20 protein-coding genes are annotated in these 21,432 nt (G+C 64.8%); 7 read left to right on the top strand and 13 right to left on the bottom strand.

All coding sequences use genetic code 11. The features are described from left to right. Positions 1 to 28: 28 nt before the first annotated feature. Complete coding sequence (locus ACSFC7_RS18365) at positions 29 to 1,600, bottom strand: class I adenylate-forming enzyme family protein (protein ID WP_436344264.1); 1,572 nt, start codon at positions 1,598 to 1,600, stop codon at positions 29 to 31. A 239-nt stretch (positions 1,601 to 1,839) separates the two neighbouring features. Between ACSFC7_RS18365 and ACSFC7_RS18360 the strand changes: the two genes are divergently transcribed. Beyond that, complete coding sequence (locus ACSFC7_RS18360) at positions 1,840 to 3,090, top strand: acyl-CoA dehydrogenase family protein (protein ID WP_436344263.1); 1,251 nt, start codon at positions 1,840 to 1,842, stop codon at positions 3,088 to 3,090. A gap of 317 nt (positions 3,091 to 3,407) precedes the next feature. Here ACSFC7_RS18360 and ACSFC7_RS18355 read toward each other — a convergent pair whose 3' ends face one another. Further along, complete coding sequence (locus ACSFC7_RS18355; protein WP_436344262.1) at positions 3,408 to 4,577, bottom strand: thiolase family protein; 1,170 nt, start codon at positions 4,575 to 4,577, stop codon at positions 3,408 to 3,410. Positions 4,578 to 4,687: 110 nt separating this feature from the next. Beyond that, positions 4,688 to 5,686 carry an MBL fold metallo-hydrolase gene (locus ACSFC7_RS18350; RefSeq protein ID WP_436344261.1) on the bottom strand — a complete coding sequence of 333 codons (999 nt, stop codon included), beginning with the start codon at positions 5,684 to 5,686 and terminating at the stop codon, positions 4,688 to 4,690. 133 nt (positions 5,687 to 5,819) lie between these two features. On the opposite strand from ACSFC7_RS18350, the gene ACSFC7_RS18345 reads away from it, so the two are divergent. Continuing rightward, positions 5,820 to 6,617, top strand: coding sequence for an enoyl-CoA hydratase/isomerase family protein (locus ACSFC7_RS18345; protein ID WP_436344260.1), 798 nt, complete (start codon positions 5,820 to 5,822; stop codon positions 6,615 to 6,617). Positions 6,618 to 7,052: 435 nt separating this feature from the next. Here the strand turns inward: ACSFC7_RS18345 and ACSFC7_RS18340 are convergent, their stop codons facing one another. The 4 genes from ACSFC7_RS18340 to ACSFC7_RS18325 all read right to left on the bottom strand — a co-directional run bounded on the left by ACSFC7_RS18340 (position 7,053) and on the right by ACSFC7_RS18325 (position 11,750). Continuing rightward, positions 7,053 to 7,790 carry a 3-hydroxyacyl-CoA dehydrogenase family protein gene (locus tag ACSFC7_RS18340; RefSeq protein WP_436344259.1) on the bottom strand — a complete coding sequence of 246 codons (738 nt, stop codon included), beginning with the start codon at positions 7,788 to 7,790 and terminating at the stop codon, positions 7,053 to 7,055. A gap of 43 nt (positions 7,791 to 7,833) precedes the next feature. Next, on the bottom strand, positions 7,834 to 9,141 hold the full coding sequence (locus tag ACSFC7_RS18335; RefSeq protein WP_436344258.1) for an MFS transporter: 1,308 nt from the start codon (positions 9,139 to 9,141) through the stop codon (positions 7,834 to 7,836). A gap of 128 nt (positions 9,142 to 9,269) precedes the next feature. Further along, the gene (locus tag ACSFC7_RS18330) at positions 9,270 to 10,910 is read right to left on the bottom strand and encodes a class I adenylate-forming enzyme family protein (protein ID WP_436344257.1); all 1,641 of its coding nucleotides are present in this window, start codon (positions 10,908 to 10,910) and stop codon (positions 9,270 to 9,272) included. A gap of 69 nt (positions 10,911 to 10,979) precedes the next feature. Then, positions 10,980 to 11,750: an SDR family NAD(P)-dependent oxidoreductase gene (locus ACSFC7_RS18325; protein ID WP_436344256.1), complete on the bottom strand. Its 771-nt coding sequence runs from the start codon at positions 11,748 to 11,750 to the stop codon at positions 10,980 to 10,982. A 315-nt stretch (positions 11,751 to 12,065) separates the two neighbouring features. On the opposite strand from ACSFC7_RS18325, the gene ACSFC7_RS18320 reads away from it, so the two are divergent. Next, positions 12,066 to 13,076, top strand: coding sequence for an FAS1-like dehydratase domain-containing protein (locus ACSFC7_RS18320; protein WP_436344255.1), 1,011 nt, complete (start codon positions 12,066 to 12,068; stop codon positions 13,074 to 13,076). A 280-nt stretch (positions 13,077 to 13,356) separates the two neighbouring features. Here the strand turns inward: ACSFC7_RS18320 and ACSFC7_RS18315 are convergent, their stop codons facing one another. Together ACSFC7_RS18315 and ACSFC7_RS18310 are read right to left on the bottom strand one after the other, a co-directional pair. Beyond that, entirely contained in the window at positions 13,357 to 13,785 is a 429-nt protein-coding gene (locus ACSFC7_RS18315; RefSeq protein WP_436344254.1) for a Zn-ribbon domain-containing OB-fold protein, read from the bottom strand. Next, positions 13,782 to 14,933, bottom strand: a complete 1,152-nt coding sequence (locus tag ACSFC7_RS18310; RefSeq protein ID WP_436344253.1) for an acetyl-CoA acetyltransferase — start codon at positions 14,931 to 14,933, stop codon at positions 13,782 to 13,784. The genes ACSFC7_RS18315 and ACSFC7_RS18310 overlap by 4 nt, the downstream gene beginning before the upstream one ends. A 241-nt stretch (positions 14,934 to 15,174) precedes the next feature. Here ACSFC7_RS18310 and ACSFC7_RS18305 point away from each other — a divergent pair, with 241 nt between their 5' ends. The 4 genes from ACSFC7_RS18305 (at position 15,175) to ACSFC7_RS18290 (ending at position 16,769) form a co-directional block, all read left to right on the top strand. Further along, positions 15,175 to 15,447, top strand: a complete 273-nt coding sequence (locus ACSFC7_RS18305; protein ID WP_436344252.1) for an MTH865 family protein — start codon at positions 15,175 to 15,177, stop codon at positions 15,445 to 15,447. A 41-nt stretch (positions 15,448 to 15,488) separates the two neighbouring features. Then, entirely contained in the window at positions 15,489 to 15,779 is a 291-nt protein-coding gene (locus ACSFC7_RS18300; protein ID WP_436344251.1) for a hypothetical protein, read from the top strand. A 42-nt stretch (positions 15,780 to 15,821) separates the two neighbouring features. After that, positions 15,822 to 16,103, top strand: coding sequence for a hypothetical protein (locus ACSFC7_RS18295; RefSeq protein WP_436344250.1), 282 nt, complete (start codon positions 15,822 to 15,824; stop codon positions 16,101 to 16,103). A 90-nt stretch (positions 16,104 to 16,193) separates the two neighbouring features. Beyond that, positions 16,194 to 16,769, top strand: a complete 576-nt coding sequence (locus ACSFC7_RS18290; protein ID WP_436344249.1) for an RDD family protein — start codon at positions 16,194 to 16,196, stop codon at positions 16,767 to 16,769. 8 nt (positions 16,770 to 16,777) lie between these two features. On the opposite strand, the gene ACSFC7_RS18285 is transcribed toward ACSFC7_RS18290, so the two are convergent. The 4 genes from ACSFC7_RS18285 to ACSFC7_RS18270 form a co-directional block, all read right to left on the bottom strand. Then, positions 16,778 to 17,863, bottom strand: coding sequence for an ABC transporter ATP-binding protein (locus tag ACSFC7_RS18285; protein WP_436344248.1), 1,086 nt, complete (start codon positions 17,861 to 17,863; stop codon positions 16,778 to 16,780). Positions 17,864 to 17,909: 46 nt separating this feature from the next. After that, positions 17,910 to 18,782, bottom strand: coding sequence for a carbohydrate ABC transporter permease (locus ACSFC7_RS18280; RefSeq protein ID WP_436344247.1), 873 nt, complete (start codon positions 18,780 to 18,782; stop codon positions 17,910 to 17,912). Next, on the bottom strand, positions 18,779 to 19,732 hold the full coding sequence (locus ACSFC7_RS18275) for a carbohydrate ABC transporter permease (protein WP_436344246.1): 954 nt from the start codon (positions 19,730 to 19,732) through the stop codon (positions 18,779 to 18,781). Before ACSFC7_RS18275 ends, ACSFC7_RS18280 begins: the two co-directional genes overlap by 4 nt. Positions 19,733 to 19,838: 106 nt before the next feature. Further along, positions 19,839 to 21,188: an ABC transporter substrate-binding protein gene (locus ACSFC7_RS18270; protein WP_436344245.1), complete on the bottom strand. Its 1,350-nt coding sequence runs from the start codon at positions 21,186 to 21,188 to the stop codon at positions 19,839 to 19,841. Between the last annotated feature and the right edge of the window lie 244 nt (positions 21,189 to 21,432).

Raw genomic sequence — 21,432 nt, 5'->3', positions numbered from 1 at the left:
GTCGTCTCTGTCGGTTCGTCGTCGTCGATCAGTCGCCGTCTTCATGCTGTTCCTCGAGTTTGAACTTCTGGATCTTGCCGCTGGCGGTTCGCGGGAGTTCGTCGATGAACTCGACTTCCCGCGGGTGTTTGTAGGCGGCGACCCGCTCGAGGAAGTAGTCTTTGATCGCCTCCTCGGTGACGTCGACGCCGGCTTCGATATCGGGGGCCGGGACGACGAACGCCTTCGGCACCTCGTTGCGTCGGTCGTCCGGAATCCCGACGACGGCACCTTCGGCGACGGCCTCATGTTCCGCGAGGAGTTCCTCGAGTTCGCTGGGGTAGACGTTGTAGCCGGCGGTGTTGATCATGTGCTTCTTCCGGTCGACGATCTCGTAATAGTTGTCCGCGTCCCTGCGGGCGATATCGCCGGTCCGGAAGTAACCGTGTTCGGTGAAAGCCTGCTCCGTTGCATCCGGCATGTCGTGGTAGCCCGCCATCACCTGTGGCCCGCGTACGACGAGTTCTCCCTCCTCGCCCGGTGGGACTTCCCGGCCCGACCCGTCGACGATCTTGCAGTCGGTCTGTCGGGTGGGCTGGCCGATCGTCCCGTGGCGCAGGCCGAACGTCGAACTCCCCTGGGTGTGCGTCGCGCCGTGGGTCTCCGTGAGGCCGTATCCCTCGGTCATCTCGACGCCGGCGACCGCCTCGAACTCCTCCTGGACCGCGACGGACATCTTCGCGCCACCCTCGCCCGCGGACTCGAGGCAGGTTAGGTCGTACTCGCCGAACTCATCGCTGTTGACCATATCGACGTACATCGCGGTGACGCCGACGTAGTGGGTGATCCCCTCCGCCTCGATGAGTTCCATCGCCGCGTCGGCGTCCCAGTTCGCGGCGCTTCGAAGGAAGACGCTGCCGCCGCGGAGCAGGGGCTGCCACGCGGTGTGCGTAAAGCCGGTGATGTGGTACAGCGGGAGCCAGACGAGGCTGCGGACGTCTTCGCCCGCGAGATCGCTCGGCTGCGAGAGCACCGAGAACATCTGGGCCCGAAAGTTCCGGTGGGTGAGCCGGACGCCCTTCGGCTTCCCGGTCGTCCCCGAGGTGTACGGCAGGAGCGCGAGGTCGTCGTCCGCGCGCTCGACGAACGTCTCCTCACCCCGAACGTCGGAGAACATGTGGACGCCCTCGTCGGTACTACCCACGCCGATCACGACGGGGTCCCAGTCGATCGCCTCGAGGGCTTCCCGCAGGTGCGGTAACAGCGCCGCGTGGGTCAGGACGGCCGTCGCCTGGGTATCCTCGAGCTGGTAGGTAAGTTCTCGCCGGCGGTACTGCGGGTTGACCGGCGAGACGACGACGCCGGCCTTGAACGCCCCGAGCGCGCCGACGAGATACGCCGGACAGTTCGGGAGATACTGGAGCAGTACGTCGCCGGGCTCGATTCCGAGATCGGCCAGTCCGCCGGCGAACCGCGCGCTCTCCTCGCGGAGTTCTTCGTGCGTCAGCGTCGTCGCGTGGTACTCGACGGCCGTCGCCGGGCCGTGGTGGCGGGCCGTCTCGTCGTGCAATCGCGCTGCATTCCCCGCTCTGGCCTCGCCGCGAACATCTTCCAGTTCCATGTTCTCACATAACATAGTACGGTACTAAAACGTATCCCGAGTCGAGTTGATGTAGTAGTGGTACCAGTGAAGTTCCGTTTTCGCCGTATTCGAGCCCCGGACTGGGGGAATCGAGCGATCGAATTCCGCTCGAGGCGTTCGATTGGACCGCCCTGGGACACCGACGACGACTTTCTGCCACAACGTTGTATCTGACCGCTATGTTGTACATTTACAATGTTGTATGTGAATAGCCCGGTATGGAGTACCACGACTCCGAGAAAGCGAAGGAGGTCGCCGGTCGGGTAGCGGCGTTCATGGACGACGTCGTCATCCCGCGCGAGCGCGAAGCGCTCGCCACGGGCGAGCAGATCACGATGGACGAGATCTACGACTTCTGGGACCAAGCCAAAGAGCGCGACCTGTTCGCGCCCCAGGTTCCCGAGGAGTACGGCGGGCAGGGTCTCGATTTCAGTGATATGCTGCCGTCGTTCGAACAGGTCGGTCGCTCGCTCATCGGCGCGCTCGCCATCCGCGCGAACGCCCCACAGGAGGGGAATATGCACACCTTAGAGATGGTCGGCACGGAAGACCAGAAAGAGGAGTGGCTCCGACCGCTCGTCCAGGGCGAGATTCAGACGGCGTTCGCGATGACCGAGCCCAAACAGGGCGGCGGCTCGGACCCGAAGATGCTCCAGAGCACCGCCGTCAAGGACGGCGACGAGTGGGTTATCAACGCCCACAAGTGGTGGACCTCGGACGGACTGAACGCGGACTACTACCTGGCGATGGTCCGGACCGACCTCGACGCCCACCCCTACTCGGGGACGTCGATCATCATGGTCCCGGCCGACGCCGACGGCGTCGAAGTCGTCCGTAACGTCCCCCACCTCGGCGGTCACGGCATCACCGAACGCGAGGGCGGCCACGCCGAAGTGAAGTTCGACAACGTTCGCGTCCCCGTCGAGAACACGATCGGCGAGGAGAACGAAGGGTTCCAGATCGCCCAGATGCGACTCGGCGGCGGCCGACTCACCCACTGTATGCGCTACTCCGGGATGGCCGAGCGCTCGCTCGACGTCGCGAAGGCCTACCTCAGCGAACGCGAGGCCTTCGGCACGACCTTAGAGGAGAAACAGGCCCTTCGCCACCGGATCGCGGACGCCGAAACACGTCTGCACGCCGCCCGCTGTATGGTCCGCCACGCCGCGCGCGAACTCGACCGTAGCGACGCCCGCATCGAGGTCGCGATGTCGAAGATGTTCACCGCGAACGTGACGAACGAGACGATCGACCTCGCGCTCCAGTGCCTGGGCGGCAACGGGATCGGGAAGGACCTCCCGATCGCGCACTTCTACGAGAACGTTCGCGCGTTCCGGATCGTCGACGGGGCCGACGAAGTCCACCGCCGCTCGATCGCCCGGTGGGCCTTCGAGGACGTCGACGAGACGGAGATCGAGAACGCGCTGCAGTTCGACGAGGACCTGCGCATCGACGAACTGGACGAGTAGGGGACTCGAGCCGCGAGCGACTTTTTCAGTCGACCGTGCTGCAGTTTCGGTAGTTGCAGTGGCGCGCGCTGTCGGAGGACCGAGCGATAGCGAGGGGCTCCGACGTAACTGCGTGAGGGATGAGCGACTGCAAGGAGCGAATCGGTTGGGGAGGGCGTGGTAATCCCCTGTTGCCACGATAGCAACGTCGGAGTAGACAATCAGGGCCGAGTCAGTTCGCAGCGTTGGAGTAGACGATCACGGACGGGCCAGTCACGCTCTCAGTCACTCGAGCGATCACCACAGAAAATCGGGACCAAACTTCGACGACCGCCAGATCAGACCCGCTCGAGGATCGTCGCGATTCCCTGCCCGAAACCGATGCACATCGTGGAGAGGGCGCGGTCCTGCCCGGTGCGCTCGAGTTCGTGCGCCAATTTCGTCGTAAGCGCCGCGCCGGTCGCCCCCAGCGGGTGGCCGTGGGCGATGGCGCCGCCGTTGACGTTGACCTGTTCCCAGGAAACGCCGGTCTCCTCGAGCCAGGCCGCGACGACCGCGGCGAACGCCTCGTTGACCTCGAAGAGGTCGATGTCCTCGAGTTCGAGATCGGTCTTCTCGAGCACCTGCTCGGTCGCCGGAATCGGGCCGGTGAGCATCGTCACGGGATCGACGCCGACGACCTCCGTCTGGACGATCCGGGCCATGGGTTCCCAGCCGTGTTCTTCGGCGGCCGCCTCGCTGGCGACCAGCAGGGCCGACGAACCGTCGACGATCCCGGAAGAGTTGCCGGGATGGTGGCGGCCGTTGCCCTCCTCGCGGAAGGAGAGCGGGAGGTTCGACAGCGTCTCGAGGTCGGTCTCCGGCCGCGGGTGTTCGTCCTGCTCGACCGTGATCGGCTCGCCCTCGAGTTCCGTTTCGACGGGAACCACCTGATCGTCGTACCGGCCGTCCTCCCAGGCCTCGCCCCACCGCCGCTGCGAGTCGACGGCGATCTCGTCGAGTTCCTCGCGGGAGAAGCCGTACTCCTCGGCGATGCGTTCGGCCCCCTCTCCCTGGTGGGTCAGCTCGTCGAAGTGCTCGAAGTAGGTGTCCGTGACGGCGCTCGTGCCGTCCACGCCGTCGGCCCCGTCGGATCCCATCGGGACGCGGGTCATGTGCTCGACGCCGCCGGCGACCAGCACGTCGTGCTGGCCGGCCATGACGTTCGCCGCCGCGAAGTTGAGCGCTTGCTGGCCGGAGCCGCACATTCGGTTGAGCTGGACGCCGGGCACGATATCTCCCCAGCCGGCGACCATCGGCGCGATTCGGGCGATGTTGAGCCCCTGTTCGTCGATCGGCGTCACACAGCCGTAGATCACGTCCTCGATCGTCTCGGGCTCGAAGTCGTTGCGCGCTCGGAGCGCCTCGAGCGGTTTCGCTGCCAGATCCTGCGGGTGCGTGTCGCGGAACGAGCCGTCTCGCTTGCCGAAGGGCGTTCGAACCGCGTCGACGATGACTGCGTCGTGCATGGTATAGATCAACTACCACGGCGAGCCTGAAAATCGTTCGGTTCGGTCGGACCGCGACCGATCCACCGTCGGCCCTCCACACTTGTGCCGACTCGTCGTATCCGCCCCACCTACGCCGACTCGTAGTATCGAACCCCGTCCTCGAGCCACGACCGAACCTCCCCCTCGCGCTCGAGGCATTCGAGCGCGCCCACGAGTTCGGGCATGACCCGCGCCCGTTCGCTGAAACTGTCCGTCTGGGCGTCCGCGATTCGGGTCACAGTGGCGGGCTTCGAACGGTCCTCGAGGGCGTCGACACACTGGTCGATCCGATCCTCGAGGTCCGCGATCGACCGCTCGACGACCTCGTCGTAGCGTTCGTGAACCGGGCCGTGGCCGGGATAGACGCGGTCGAAGGCGTACCGCTGCATTCGCTCGAGCGCGTCGAGGTAGGCGGCGATCCCGTCGCGGACGCCATCGTCGAAGTTGACGTGGATCGCCGCCGCGCGAAACGGTTCGATGGCCATGTCGCCGGCGAAGACGACCCGTTCGTCGCCGAGCGTCGTCCCGTAACAGTGGTGGGCCACGTGATGGCCGGGCGTGTAGACGGGGTCGAATTCGCGGTCGCCGACGCGTACCGGGTCGTCGCCGTCGAACCAGACGTCGACCGCCTCGAGCGGCAGGGCGTCGCGATGCGATCGGTGGGCGTCGAGGAGTCGGTCGACCGCCGACTCGAGATACCGCTCGCCGACGCCGGCTTCGGTCAGGTTCCGTCTGGTCGCCCCCTCGACGGTCTCGAGGCCTCGTTCGAAGCGCTCTCGAACGCCCGCCGGCGCGTGAACGGTCGGGTCGCCGGCCTCGAGCAGCGTCCGGACCTGTCCGACGTGGTCCGTATGCGAGTGAGTAAGCAGGAGATGCTCGATATCTTCGGGGACGTAGCCGTGGGCCTCGAGGCCGTCGATCAGTTCGTTTCTCCCCCGTTCGCCGGTCATCCCGGCGTCGACCAGAATCGGTTCCGCACCGGGGAGGAGATACGCCGCCGTATGGCCCGGCGGCCAGTCGACGGTGAACTCGAGGCGATGAACACGTGACCGGGGGCCGTCCGCGCCCGGTCGATTCGTCCGTGACACGAAGTCCCATACGAACCCCGGCGGTGATACGTTTTGTGACCCGGCAAGCCGTACACGGTTCTGCGGCCGTCTCCGGGTCGGCTCGTCAGCTCGATTCGCGTACTTATTTAGTGATCGATAGTGACCATCGGGCATGGACGACAGCCTCGATACGGTCGTAGTGGAGTTCGACAGCGAAACCGGCGTCGGCACGCTCACGATGAACCGGCCGGACGCGCTCAACGCGCTCAACGGACAGCTCAGAGACGACATCGTCGCGGGACTGCAGCAACTCGAGGCCGAAAACGAAGCGCGCGAGGGGATCGCGCTTCGGGCGGTCGTTCTCGAGGGCGCCGGCGAGAAGGCCTTCTGTGCCGGTGCGGACATCGGCGGCTTCTCGGACGAGTCTGCGGGCGACACGTCCGCGCGTTCGCACTACGATTTCGTCCGCGAGTTCCCGGTGCCCGTCGTCGCCAAGATCGACGGCTACTGTCTGGGTGGCGGCCTCGAGACCGCGCTCGCGTGTGACTTCCGACTGGCGAGCGAGGGCAGCGCGTTCGGCTTCCCGGAGGTCAACCTCGGCATCCTCCCCGGTGCCGGCGGCGTCCAGTACGTCTCGAAACTCGCCGGCCCGTCCGTCGCGAAGGAACTGGCCATGTTCGGCGACCACATCTCTGCCGAGCGCGCCGCCGAGGAAGGAATCATCAACCGCGTCTACGACGAGGACGCGTTCGACGACGAGGTCGACGAGTTCGTCACGGAACTCGCCGGCCAGGCACCGCTCGCGATTCAGGCGATCAAGAAATCCGCCGATATGGCGGTTCACGCGGGACTCGAGGAGGGAATCGAGTACGACTCCCGACTCTTCGCGGACCTGCTGAAGACCGAGGACCACGCGGAGGGCGCCGCCGCGTTCGGCGAGGACCGCGAACCGGAGTTCCAGGGCAAGTAGGCGGTCGACGAGCGCCCTGCAGATTTCTCCGGGCCGATCAACCCGCCTTGCGGTGGCGCGCGCTGTCGATCGGACCCGAGCAAAAGCGAGGGCCGAGCGACGACACCGTGCGAGGGATGAGCGAGTAAGCGAGCGAATCGGCTGGGGAGGATGTGGTACTCCTAGCCGCCAGCATGAGTAGCCATCATTACTGGCTTCTACGTATCTGAAATGGTGAACACACTACTCAAACTGGCACCGATGATTTCCACGCCCTCCCAATCGATTCGCTTACTCCTTCCAGTCGTTCGCTCATCCCTCGCACGGCTTCGCGCCGCGGTTCGTCGTCGACGAACCACGACACAGCGCGCGCCACCGCCGATGGATTGCTCCGGTCGCGTAGTACGGCTCTCGCTCGAGCGTATCTCCATCAAAAGGCGTACTGAGGCGATGACTCTAGTCCCACTCCTCGCCGATGCCGCGCAGCGAGAACGGCCCGACGGGGAGGTTGTAGCCCTCCTCGAGCGCTTTGTCGACCTGCTCCTCCGTCGCGATCCCTTCGTCGACGATCTTCTGGGCTTCGGCACGCATCGCCGCGTGGCACCGATTCGCGAGGAACCCGTAGGAGCCCGGATCGTCGTCGATGGTGACTCGCGTCTTGTCGAGTTCGTCGACGAGTTCCTCGGCGCGTTCGACGACCGCCTCGTCGGTCTCCGGCGCTTTCACGATCTCGACCATCGACATGATCGGGACCGGGTTGAAGAAGTGCGTCACGGCCACGCGCGAGGGGTCCGAGACGGCGTTCGCGATCGACGTCACGGAGAAGCCGCTCGTGTTCGAGAACAGCGGCTGGTCGTCGGTCACCTCGTCCAGGTCGCGAAAGACCTGGCCCTTGATCGAGAGCTTTTCAGTCACGGCTTCGATGACGAACTCGGTGCCGTCGGTGGCCTCCTCGAGATCCGTCGTGAACGTCAGTCGCTCGAGGGTCTCTTCTTTCTCCTCCTCGGAGAGATAGCCGCCCTCGACGGCGTCCTCGAGACCGTAGTTCCCCTCCACGACGCGTTCCTCGGCCTCTGCGGCCAGTTCCTCGTTGATCTCGCGAACGCGAACGTCGTAGCCGTTGCGTGCGAGCACCTGTGCGATGCCGGCGCCCATGATGCCGCCGCCGACGACGGCTGCTGCTTGGTGTGCCATGAACGCACAACCCACACGGTATCCGATAATAGTTTCGATCGGTTCAGTCGGCTTTCACCGTGCCGGTCGTGACATCCGGATTCCGCAACAGGGGGAGCGAAACGATCAGCAGGCAGCTACAGACCAGCGCGGCACAGAGCACGTACGTCAACCGGTAGCCGAACCAGATGTCGACGGCGGGGATCGCGATCAGCGGGCCGAGGCTGAGTCCGATATCGCCAAGCACGTTGTACACGCCGCCCATCCGGCCCAGTTCGTCGCCCGGTGTGAGATCGCCAAGGATCGCGAGCATCGCCGGTGCGGCCGCACCCATTCCCGCACCGATCAACACGAGCGCGACGAACAGCGCCTGGATCGTCGGAACGTACGCGATGAGCAGGAATCCGGCGGTCATCGACAGAAACGCGGGGATCGTGAGCAGCGTTCGATCGCTGACCATGTCGGAGACCCTGCCCGTGACGATCGTCGTGCCGCCCATCGTGAGGACGCCGACGCCCATCACGACGCCGCTGATACCGGCGGCCTCGAGGACGTTCAACTCGAGTTCGTGGACGCTGGCGTAGCGTGCGAGCGTCGAGAGGATGATGCCGCCCCACAGGAATCGGACGGTGAAGTTGCCGAACCCGATGATGAGGACGGTAGGGCGACCCGAGAGCAGCGCCGGAAGTTCGCGGAGTTTTGCCGACTTGGTGTCGGCGCCGCCGTGAACGTCGGGGAGGACGACCGTCGCGACGATACCGGCGGTCAGCGCGAGGCCGCCGGCGGCGAAAAACGCCGTTTGCATGCTGGCGACGTCGGTCAGGACGCCGCCGAGGACGAGTCCCGTCGGGAATCCGAGCGACTGACCGCCGCGCATGTAGCCGACCCACCGGCCTCGGTTGGACGACGTCGTCACGTACGTGATGGTCGCGAACGCGCCGATGAAGACGAACGCGCTGCCGATCCCCCAGAACAGCCGTGAGAACACGAAGACGAGCCCCGGAAGCGATACCTCTCCGAACCAGGGGATCGTTCCGACGATGTACGACGGAGTGTGTAACCCGACGATGTATCCGAACGGAGCGAGCGCCTGCGTAAACAGGCCGGCGATCATCGGCGTTCGCGCGCCGACGCGGTCGATGATCGTCCCCGCCGGCGTGTTCATGAACAGCCGCGCGATGCGGTTGGCCGAGAGGATCACGCTGAGCATGACCGCGCTGATAACGAGCCGTTCGTCGAGCAAGGGGAGCGTCGGGAAGGCGACGCCGGTCGCCACGCCGCCGAAGAAGATCCCGGCGATGACCGCGAGGGCGATGGTTCTAATCTCGCCGGAAGAGTACGGTTCGTCGTCCGTCGTCGCGTCGTCCGTCATCGAAGGTAGTCGCTCCTTTCCGTCACGTCGTGTTCAAGGTTGCGTTCAGTAACCGTCCGATCGCTCGAGCGGCGTCGCGTTCTCCGTCACGTTCGCACCAGTACACTCTATCGAGTCGTCCGCACGGATCACTCGGTTCCGTATACGTCCGTGAACTCCTCGCGAAGCACCGTCTTGCGAATCTTCCCGCTGCCGGTCTTTGGCAGTTCCTCGCGGACCTCGACGTATCGCGGGTGTTTGTAGGGTGCGAGTTCGCCGAGCACGTACGCCTCGACCTCGTCCTCGCTGATCGTCGCGCCCTCGCTGGGAACGACGGCCGCGGCGACGGTCTCACCCCGACGCTCGTCCGGCACGCCGAAGACCGCGGCCTCGAGCACCGCCGGATGGTCGTAGAGCGCGTTCTCGATCTCGCGGGGGTAGACGTTGTACCCCGCGGTGAGGATCATCTCCTTCTCCCGGCCCTTGATGTAGTAGTAGTTGTCCGCGTCGCGGGAGCCGATGTCGCCGCTCCGGAAGAACCTACCGGAAGACGAGTCTTCCGACTCCCCGCTCGCACTGCTCGCGGGGACGTCTTCGGTGAACACCGACTCGTTGGCCTCGGGGTTCTCGTAGTACCCCTTCATCACCTGTGGGCCGGCGATGAGGATTTCACCCTCCTCTCCGACGCCGACCTCCTCGCCGGTCTCATCGACGATCTTCGAGCGCGTGTGACCCGTCGGTTGTCCCACGCTGCCGGGCCGGTTGCCGAGCGTCGACCAACGAATGGTGTGGGTCGTCGCGGTCGTCTCCGTGAGGCCGTACCCCTCCGAGAGCGAGACGTCGAACGTCTCCTCGAACTCCCGCTGGACCGGTTTCGGCAACTTGTCGCCGCCCTGTCCGGCGCGTTGGAGCGTCTCGAGGTCGTACGCATCGGGATCGTAGGCCTCGAGCAGATCGTTGAACATGGTCGCGACGCCGACGAACGCGGGGATATCGTGCTTCCCGACGAGTTCGAGAACCCGTTCGGGATCCCACTGATCGGGTCGCATGAGGTGGAGCGTCCGCCCGGCACACAGCGAGGCCATCATCTGGAGCAGGCCCGTGATGTGGTACATCGGGAGGATTATCAGCCCGTCGCCCTGGATGGGACTCGCGCTGTAACTCGAGACGCTCTGTGCGATCTGCACCCGGAAGTTTCGATGGGTGAGCAGGACGCCTTTCGGGTCGCCCGTCGTCCCCGACGTGTAGGGCTGGAGCAGGACGTCGTCGTCGCGTCGCTCGACGAGCGTTTCGTCGCGGGTGCTCTCGTCAGTGCTGTTCGCGAGTCGGGGTAGCGACTCGTGCCCGCCGTCGGCGCTCGTGCTGACGATTTCGGCCTCGAGCTCCGCGACCGCACTCGCGACGTGCTCGCTCGCCTCACCCGTGACGACGACGGCGGCCGCGTCCGCGTGGTCGACCTGGTACCCGATTTCGCGCCGTCGATAGGCCGGATTCAGCGGACTCGCGACGATACCGCCACGACAGCACGCCCAGACGACCGCACAGAACGCGATGCCGTTCGGAATGTAGACGCAGACGCGGTCGTCCGGCTCGAGTCCGAGCGCTCGAAAGCCGCGGGTGTACCGTTCGACGAGGTTGGCGAACTCGCGATAGGTGACCGTCTCGCCGGCGTGTTCGATCGCGACCCGATCCGGCCGTTCGGCGACCACTCTGTCGAGCAGTCGGGCGACGTTCCCGTCGTACGGCGGCTCGAGGAGCGTCTCCGCTGGGACGAGCTCGAGATCTTCCATGTGACAGCTGGTTTGTCGATAACCCTGAAAAGTGTATGGGTCTTGGTAACAGAGTACTGGCTCTGCGGCTCACTCCAGCCGCGGCGTTCCCTTGATCGTCATCGTCTCGCCGACGATGTACGAGGAGGCCGGGCTGGCGAGGAACTGCGCGAGGTCGGCGACCTCCTCAGGGGTGCCGATCGTTCGGTCGGCGGCCGTCCGATCGATCTCCTCGGCGTCGTCCTCGACGCCCATCTGGGACTTGACGCCCTCCGTCGCGACCAGACCGGGCGCGATACAGTTGACCCAGACGTCGTCTTCGGCCCAGTCGGCGGCCAGCGACGACGTGAAGTTGATGACGGCGGCTTTCGCGGCTCCGTAGGGGCTCATCCGCCTCGAGCCGCGCTGGCCGGCGACGCTCGCGATGTTGATGATCTTGCCCCCGCCGTGGTCGCGCATGTACGCTCCCGCGGCCTGACAGCCGTGAAACGTGCCGTGTAAGTTGATGTCGACGATGGTCTTCCAGCCGTTCTCGCTGATCTCCGCCACCGGCGCCTGGAAGCTCGCCCCGGCGTTGTTGACGAAGATATCGAGCCCGCCGAACTCCTCGACTGTGCGCTCGACCAGTTCGTCGACCGACTCGCGGTCCCGGACGTCGCACTCGAGAGCGATCGCTCGTCCGTCCGCCCCGCTCTCGTTGATCTCGCGTGCGACGGGGCCGACGTTCTCCAGCTCTCGCGACGTGACGACCACGTTCGCGCCGTCGTCGGCGAACCGCCTCACCATCGCCTCGCCGAGTCCGCTCGAGGAGCCGGTGACGATCGCCGTCCGTCCCTCGAGACTGAACTGGCTGGTCGTCATCTGCCGGCCCCCTCGGTCGTCCGGGAGCGTATCGACTCTCTCGTGGCAATTGCTGACATAGTGCAATACGACGCTTCAACAGTCCGTTAGATAAGTCATTCGACCGGAGCAGGGCTCGAGTGAGGTCGTGATCCCCGCTTAAGCGGTCGGTTCGTCACACGAACGCCGATATCGTCCGTGAGGAATACAATTATGGGAGCCGTCGAGAAACCCCTCTGAATATGGATCGAAACCGGACCGGGAGCCCACACCAGTCGCGGACGACGGATCGTCTGGACGGATCACCGCGGTGCTCGCTCGCACGAGGTGTCACCCGTGCCGAATAAGCCGATGGCCGATCTCGAGGCGATGGTCGGCGACTCTCGAGTCACCGTCGAGGAGTTCCGCATCGAACCGGGGAAAGTCGAGGAGTTCGCGCGCTCGATCACGGAGCCGAACCCGGTGTTTCGCGACGCGGATGCCGCCCGGGAACGCGGCTTCGATCGCATTCCCGCACCGCTGACGTACCCCCGCGTGAGTCGGTTTCCGCGATATCGACCCGACGATATCGACGGATACGGCTTCGATCTCGGCTTCCAGCCCGAGTACGTGCTCCACGGCGAGCAGGCCTACGAGTACGAGCGCCCGCTGCAGGTCGGCGACGTCCTGACGGGGACGGCCACCCTCACGAAGGTCTTCCAGCGCGAGGGCGGTCGCGCCGGCACGATGACCTTCGCCGTCTACGAGACGGAGTACCGCGACGAGAGCGGTGATCTGGTGCTCACCGACCGCGCGACCGCTATCGAGACGTCCGGTGCCGTCGAGGACGGCGGGAAGGGGAGCGACGACACTGATGACTCGGGCGATGCCACCGAGGAAACGGAAACGACAGCTAACGGCGGACAGGTACCGACCGCCGAGTCGGTCGACACCGTCCACGAAATCGACGAAATCGAGGTCGGCGACACTGGACCGACGGTCGTCGTCGAGGACCTCGAGCGAAAGCACTTCGTCAAGTACGCGGGTGCCAGCGGGGACTTCAACCCGATCCACTACGACGAGCCCTACGCTCGGGCGGCGGGCAACGAGAGCGTCTTCGGCCAGGGGATGTTCACGGCCGGCGTCGCCTCTCGAGTGGTGACGGACTGGTTCGGCCTCGAGTCGATCGACTCGTTCGGCGTCCGCTTCCAGTCGCAGGTCTTCCCCGGCGACTCGATCGTCGCGACCGGCGAAATCGTCGACCGACGATCCGATGACGGCGTCGTCGAAGCCGACCTCGAGGCGACGAACCAGCGCGGCGAGACGCTGCTGACGGGCTCGACGACGGCGACGCTGGGCGACGACTGAGTGAAGTCTCGACACACCTCGTCTCTTTTCGCGGTACTGCGTGCCGAGACATCTATCTGCGGTGGCGCGCGCTGTCGTCCGTTCGAACGAGAGTGAGGACGGACGAGAACACCGTGCGAGGGATGAGCGAACGAAGTGAGCGAATCGGTTGGGGAGGGCGTGGAGATTCCTAGTTGCCAGTGTGAGTAGTTTCCTCGAGTTACAATCATCTCAATCTAGCTTGCTCGAGTCACCACCAAACCTGATGCCCACAACCGCGAAGAAGACCGCCGATTTCCCCTCACCGCGGAACGAACACGGGGAGTGCAGCCTCGTCAGTGACTTGCCAGAACGTGACCTCGACGGCAGTCCCGATCTCGACAGCATCAGGCTCGCAGTCCACCAGTGCAAGCAGTCGCGGCCCCTCTGTAAGTTCCACCGCCGCGACGACGTACGGCGTCCGATCCCCGAAGCCCGGCTCGCCCGGCACGTGGCACACGGTGTACGTATACACTGTCCCGTCCCCCACACTCGACTCGAACGACGGATCCACGGCCCCGCAGCCGGTACAGACGGCCCGCGGGTACAACTGCGCGGTCCCGCACTCCCCGCAGTGCTGGTACAGCAGATTGCCCTCGAGCGTCGCCGCCCAGAACGCCGTATTCGCCCCAGAGGGAACCGGAACCGGTCCCTCCCACTCCTCGCGATGGTCTTCGACTGGCGCCGTCATGCGTCATCCCTCCGTAAGACGACGGTGCTACTCGAGGACAACACGCCACCGGTGCCGTGCGCCACCGCGACCGCCGCGCCGTCGACCTGCCTGTCACCGGTGTAGTCGCCCCGCAACTGCCGCGTCGCCTCGATTAACACGAAGACGCCGAAGTGGCCGGGATGGCAGTAGGAGAGCCCGCCGCCCTGCGTGTTCATCGGCAACTCGCCGCCCGGTGCGGTCGTTCCGCCCTCGACGAACGATCCGCCCTCGCCTTTCTCGCAGAAGCCCAGATCCTCGAGGGTCACGAGCGCAGTGTACGTAAACGAGTCGTAGAGCTGCGCGACGTCCACGTCCTCGGGCGTAATCCCGGCCTCGTCGAACGCCTTCGGACCGGTCACCGCAGCCCCGGTCGTCGTCATGTCCGGCATCTCGCTGACGTCCTGGCGGTGGGTACTCGTCGAGGCCACGCCCGCGACCGAAATCTCCGGAACGCCAAGCTCGCGAGCTTTCGGCTCGGAGACCAGCACGACCGCGCCGCCGCCGTCGGAGACGAGACAGCAGTCGAGCAGGTTGAACGGCTCGGCAACCGGCCGCGACTCGAGGACGTCAGCGACCGTGATCGGCTCCCGATGCTCGGCCTTGGGATTCATCGCGGCCCACTCGCGAGTCGAAACCGCGATTTCGGCGAGTTGCTCCTCGGTCGTCCCGTACTCGTGCATGTGCCGTTTGGCGGCCATCGCGTACGCACCCGGCGGCCGGAACAGCCCCGTCGGCCGGAGGAAGCCGTCGACGGGGTGAGTGACCTCGAGCGACCGGTCCCGTCCCGGCCCCGTTTTCCGCGTCGAACCGTAGGCGATCACGACGACGTCCGCCCGTCCGCGAGCCATCGCGTCGCCGACGTGCCCGCAGAAGTGCTCGAACGAGGAGCCGCCGATTTCGGTGCCCTCGAGCACCGACGGCGCCTCGAGGCCGAGATACTCCGCCAGCACGAGGGCGGGCATGTAGTCGTCGCCGCCGGCGACGGCGACGCCGTCGACGTCCGAGAGCGCGAGTCCGGCGTCCTCGAGCGCTCGCACCGTCGCAATTCCGGCGTTGTCAACCCAGTTTCGATCGGGCGTCTCGCCGAGGTCGCTCTCGGCGACGCCGGCGACGATCGGCTCAGCCACGGTAATCCCTCTGCACGGCAAGTGCGTCCATAGCCTCCGTTTTTCCGACGGCCGCCAAATAGGTTGTGGTGGACTGCCACGGTAACTGGTGACAACTGAGAGACGATACTGGAGATGCGATCACCGGCGGGACCACACCGACGCGCAGTCGGGTAGTTCGAAGACGCCGTTCGTTGAAATAAGACTGCGTTTCCGTCGGTAAACTATTATGTGAGTGGCCTTTGTTATCACGAATCGCACCATGTCCGAGCCAGATCCCGAGGAGATCCGAGCACAGCTGATCGACGCGTTCGAGGGCGCGGACTACCCCGTCTCGAACCCGATGGAGTTCCTGCCGGCGCTGCCGAACGGCCCCGCGACCACGTTCGAATCCGGCGACTTCTCGATGTCGGTCATGGAGTTGCAGAACGCGTCCGACGGCGACGGGGATCGGTTCCCGTACCACGGTCCCGAGGAGGTCGCCGACGACATCGTCGAAGGCCTCCAGGACGCCGGCGAACTGCCGGCCGAGTAGGCCGTCGACTTCCGTCAGTTCTCTCCGTCGCGAGCGCGGTCATGACCGCGGTGTTCCTCGCCGGCGTCTCGCTGGAGCTGGGCTGGGTGCTCGCGATCATCCTCGGCTGGGTGGTCCTCCCCTACCCGGCGTACCGGTACCGCGTCCGCTCGCTTCGCGAGAAGAGAGGTGTCGACCTCGAACGGCGAATGACGTCGTTCCACGACTACGAGGAGGAACGCGTCGAGTCCGGACCTCGTGACGGTCGGACGGACGAGACCGACTCGATCCCTGACGAGCCGTCCTCGCCGTCCACCGAAGACTGTCGGCCGCGGTCTCCTCCACGTCACTAGTACCCACAGCTATTTACGTCCAGCCGGGAACAACCGTTACATATGAGTGGAGATACGACGCGGCGGACCTCGGAAGGTGGCGGTCTGGAAAATATCCGCGAGGCATCGGACGCGGTGGAGAAGTCCTCGAAGTCGGTGGCCGTCGAGAAAGTCCGTGAACGCTGGCGAACCGCCGGCGCCATCGTCGTGCTCGCAGTTACCAGCGTCCTGCTGGTTCGAGTAGACGGATACCTATCGATCGACGCACAGGTGTTCGGCGGGATCACCATCCTCATGTTGATTTACTTCCTCGCGACGCTCCGATCGGACGTCAGGATGGAGTGACCGAAAGCCGACCCCCGGCGACGGTGGAGGGGCAGGTATTTGGTACACCCCGGTAAATGTTTCCGTCATGAACGGCGGGGCGGTGACACCGTGATCGACTGGAAGCTAGACGGGTTTCTGCCGACCCAGCGGCAACCAGCACCGGCACTGGAGACCGCTGGCGACCGCGACGTGTTGCTCGCCCGTGGCGGTGCGGCAGCGATCGACCTGTTCGTCTGTTACGTCCTGATCGAATTCCCGTTGATTTACGTGTTGGGTACGGTATTCAGCGAGACCTACGAGGCGCTCGGGGGGTACGCCGTCGCCCTGTCGCTGCTCGCGCTCCTGCCGCTTTTCGCCTCGTACTCGTTCGTCCTCGAGTGGCGCTACGGCCGGACGCCGGGGAAGGTCAATCGCGGCCTGCTGGTCGTCATGGCGGACGGCCATCCGTGTACGTACCGTGCCAGCGCCGTGCGGAACCTCCTCCTGTACGTCGATCTGATCGGCGTCCCGCCGCTCGTGATCGGCTTCCTGACGGCCCTCGTGACCGACGGCCGTCGTCTCGGCGACCACGCCGCCGGGACGGTCGTCGTTCGCTCGACGGCGCCGACGGATCGCGACGGAGCGGTCTCGGCCGACGTGGACACGAGTGCGACCGCTCGGGCGAGCGGAAAACGTGAGAACTGACCGGGAACTCAGGCGAGCCGGACGCCGGTATCGGCGTCGTACAGCTGAATGCTGTCTGTCTGGAAGACGAGCCCGTACTCCTCGCCGTTGCCCTCGAAGTCCGGGTCGGTGACGACGACGATCTCGCCGAACTCGGTCTCGAAGAAGCTGTGCGTCGCGTCGCCCAGGGGCTCGTCCAGCAGATGCGTCGCCGGGATGCCGGCCTCGGGGTCGTCGCTGACGCTGATGTACTGCGGCCGGAGTCCGACGCTGACGTCGTCGCCGTCCCAGCCCTCGAGGCCGTCACGGGCGACCTGGTACTCGTAGTCGCCGACCACCAGCTCGGCGGTCCCGTTGACGGCCCTGACGTTCCCGTCGAAGAACTGCGTCGACGGCTGGCCGATGAACTGGCTGACGAACCGCGAGCTCGGTTCGTCGTAAATCTCCTTCGGCGGGGCGACCTGTGCGAGTTCGCCGTCGTTGATGACCGCGACCCGGTCGGACATCGTCATCGCCTCCTCCTGGTCGTGGGTCACGTACAGCGTCGGACAGCCGATCTCGTCGGTCACTTTCTCGATGACCGGCCGTAACTCGGCCTTGAGCTTCGCGTCCAGGTCCGACATGGGTTCGTCGAACAGGAAGACCTCCGGGTCGCGAACGAGCGACCGGCCGAGCGCGACGCGCTGTTGCTGCCCGCCGGAGAGGTCCGCGGGCATCTTCTCGAGCTGGTCGGTGATCTGGAGCAGTTCCGCGGCCTCCGTGACGCGGGCGATGCGCTCTTCCCGCGAGAACCCGACGATCTTGAGGCCGTAGGCCATGTTCTCCTGGACGCTCATGTGCGGGTACAGCGCGATGTCCTGGAAGAGCAACGCGATGTTACGCTCCTGGACCGGCTTGTCCGTCACGTCGCGGTCGCCGAAGTAGATCTTCCCGCTCGTCGGCACGTTCAGTCCCGCGACACACCGAAGCGTCGTCGTCTTGCCACAGCCCGACGGGCCCACCAGCGTCACGAACTCGCCGTCCGCGATGGTCAGGTTCACGTCGTCGACTGCGACGATTTTGTTGCCCGATTCCTCGTACACTTTGGTCAGGTTCTGAATCTTGATGTCTGGCATATGTTGTTGTGTCTCGTGGATAGTGACTAAAAGTCTGTGCGCGCTCTCAGAGGGCTCTGACTTGGAATCCCTTCAGCAGGTAGCTCTGCATGAAGTAGGCGAAGATCAGCGGTGGCAGCGTCATGGCCAGCGAGATCGCCATCAGGTAGGCGTCCGGCAGGAACTGGGCCTGCCCCATCGCCCGGAGGATACCTGGCGCGAACGTCGTGGTCTCGGTCGACGGCAGGAGAATCTGCGCGAACGTGAAGTCGTTCCAGGCGAGCGCGAAGGCGAACAGGGCCGCGGCGATGATCGCCGGTCGGCACTGGGGAACGACGACGTCGCGAAAGCCCCGCCAGCGCGAGGCGCCGTCGACCCACGCGGCCTCCTCGTGGGCCTCCGGAATCGTCATGATGTACTTCCACATCAACCACACCGCGAAGGGCATCGAGACGGCCGACAGTGCGATGATGAGCCCGACGCGGGTTCCGAGCAGCCCGATGGACCGCCAGATCTGGTAGAGCGGAATGCCGATGACGATGGGACTGAAGAGGTACCCGATCAAGAGGATTCGTGCGAAGTTCTCCTTATGAGGGAAGTCCAGCCGCGCGAGGCCGTACCCGGCGATCAGCGAGACGATGACGACCGTCACGATGGTACCGATGGACACCACGACCGTGTTGAACATGTAGGTGTACATCTGCGGCCGTAACAGAACGGAGAAGTTACCGAACGTGAATATGTCGAGCGTGGGGAAGACCGTGACGGTGCCCTCGACGGTCTCGTACTCGGTGAACGCGAGCTGGGTCATCCAGTAGATCGGCCAGGCGCCGACGAGCACGATGATCGCGGTGCTGACGAGCTTCAGCGTCTCGAAGACTGTACTTTCGCCGTCGTATGAGAGGCCGAATACGCCTCCCGGTGGTTCGCTCTGACTCATGTTGTCGTCTCCACCTCCTCGCTCGGATTGAAGAGCTTGAAGTAGACGATCGCCGACGCCAGCAGGAACAGGAACATGACGATGGCGATCGCGTTGGCGAGCCCGTAGGCCTGATTGGTGTAGACGGTCTTGTAGGCCAGCACGGGCAGCGTGGTCGTGGCGTTACCGGGGCCGCCCTGCGTGAGCTGCCAGATGATGTCGAACTTGTTGAACATGAAGATCGACCGGAGCAGGACGACGACCAGGACGATCCCCATGAGACGCGGCAGCGTGATGTCCCGAAACATCTGCCATCGGTTCGCGCCGCACACTTTCGCGGCCTCGTAGAACCGGTCGGGAATCGCGCGCAGCTGCGCGAGCGTGAAGATGGTGACGAAAACGGCGAACTTCCAGCTGCCGATGAGGATCAGCAGCGGCATGGCCCAGTCCCGCGATCCCAGCGGGGCTTCGTTGCCGCTCCACATGCCGAACCACTCGGCGCCCATCATCTGGAACACGCCGCCGGCCGGGTCGAACACCCGCAGCGCAACCAGCGAGACGATGATCGTCGGGATCAGGTAGGCGGTAAAGACCACCGCAGTGAGGAGCTTCTGGCCGCGGGTGATGCGGTTGAGCACGAGCGCCATCCAGAGGCCGACGATGAGCTGGATGATGGTGCTACCGACCATGTAGACGATTCCGCGCCACAGCGAGCCCCTGAACGAGGCGATCTCCAAAACCTCGTAGTAGTTGGCGAGGCCGACCCACTCCCACTCGGGATTGAGCGTGTGAATGTCGTGTAGCGATGCCCAGAACGCGAAGGCGATCGGGAACACCGCGATGAGTACGTACAGTACGACGACGGGGAGAACGGTACCGACGCCGATGACGGTCTCCCGTTCCACGGGCAAGTCGTCCCACGGGATATACTCCCTGCGGGGTCGAATCGTTTCTCCAGTTTCACCGGCCATATCTAGGTATCCTCCACATCCATGTATGTTAATCCCACGGTCATCGGTAAACAATTCGTTCAGCGCTGAACGCGGCCAAATTAGGTGTCGGCGCGTCTGAAGCCGACTATCCGAACTGCTCTTGGGCGTTCGCGAATTCCTCTTCGAGTCGTCCGTATCCCCACTCGTAGGCTTCGTCGACGGTCATCGAGTCGGTGACTACGTTGTTAACCATTTCGCCGTAGAACCACTGGCGTTGCATGTACAGCGATTCGGGCGAGGAGATGTTAGCCTCGTCGACGCTCCCGTAGTGGTTGCCCCAGATTTCGTCCTGGCAGTACCGGAGCTTCTCGAGCAGGTGGGGGTGGGCCTCGAAGATGCCCTGGCCCTGGAACGCGTCCGAGTCGATCACGTCGGCGTAGGTCGGCAGGAACCGGCCCGGGTCCGCCTCGTAGAACTGCACGGTCCGTTCCATGCTGTCGGCGTAGAGCCACTCGAACCACTCCTTGGCGCCCTCCGTGTTCCCGCCGCCCGAGAAGATGTGGTAGCCGTCGGGCGCCGGGGAGCTCAGCCAGTTCTCGTCCTTGTCGATCTCGTCCCAGGTCGGGTACGCTCTGACCTGAGTGGCCTCGGCCAGCCCTCGCAGGGCGTCGCTGTCCTCGGCCTCAGCCGTGAGTGCGGTGACACCGACCGGCCAGGCGTTGAGGTGGTAACACTGAGCGTACTGGCCCTGAACCCACTGGCTGAGCGACTCCGCCCAGCCGATGCTGGTCGGGTCGGGCGAGTACTCGGAGAGGTCCTTCATGTACTGCAGTACCGTCGTCACCTCCTCTTCGGGGAAGTGTATCTCGAGTTCGTCTCGCGCGTCCGGGTCCTTCCAGCGGAGGCCGATGCCCGAAACGCCCGCGCTCGCCAGGAGGACCAGGAACTCGTCCTGGCTCTTGCCGGTCGGCATTCCAGCCAGCCCGTACCCGCGCGTATCGGGATATTCGTCCGACTCGTCGATGGCCTCGGCGTTGTCGAGGACGTCCTGGAAGGTCTCTGGCTCCTCCAGGTCGAGCGCCTCGTAGACGTCCGCCCGGTACTGGAAGTTCGAGACGTACAGGCCGTGGGGGATCTGGTAGATTTCGTCTCCCTCCCCGAGGAACGCTTCTGTGTTGATCTCCCCGTTGACCTCCTCGATCGACGAGACGACGTCGTTGACGGTCTCGAGCTGGTCGGTTTCCCAGATGTCGGCCACCTGGTCGAACGTGGAGGTGTTCGCGTCCGGCGGGTCGCCCGCCTGGATCAGCTGCGCGAGCCGACCCTCCTGGGTGCCGGACATCCCGCCTTCCTCGATGTTCATGCCGACGTCGGTCTCGTCCTCGAACTCCTCCTCAAACTCTCCCCAGAGCTCTGCCCAGGAGTCGTTGTAGTAGTCCGTGATGAAGTGAACGTCACCGTCATTGCCACCACCGCCACCTATGCAGCCAGCCATCGCTGTAGTGATTCCTACACCCGTTCCCGCGAGCACCCGACGCCTGCTGATAGTCTTCTTTGTCATACGTGATCAATCCACACTCGTACACTGCTAACAGGATGGTCCATCCATATAAATCTTCACTATTTATGTAACGGTTTCGCTCGGGTATTACAAGCTGTTACTATAGGGAGGTCACCGAGCGAGGTATCGTTTCGTCGGGGAGAAGGTGGCAGTCTCGGTCTCCCGAAACCCGCTGACG

Source organism: Natronorubrum halobium (assembly GCF_051351675.1).
Classification (GTDB): domain Archaea; phylum Halobacteriota; class Halobacteria; order Halobacteriales; family Natrialbaceae; genus Natronorubrum.
Note: the sequence above shows the minus strand (reverse complement) of the source record. Positions and strands in the feature narration are given on the sequence as shown.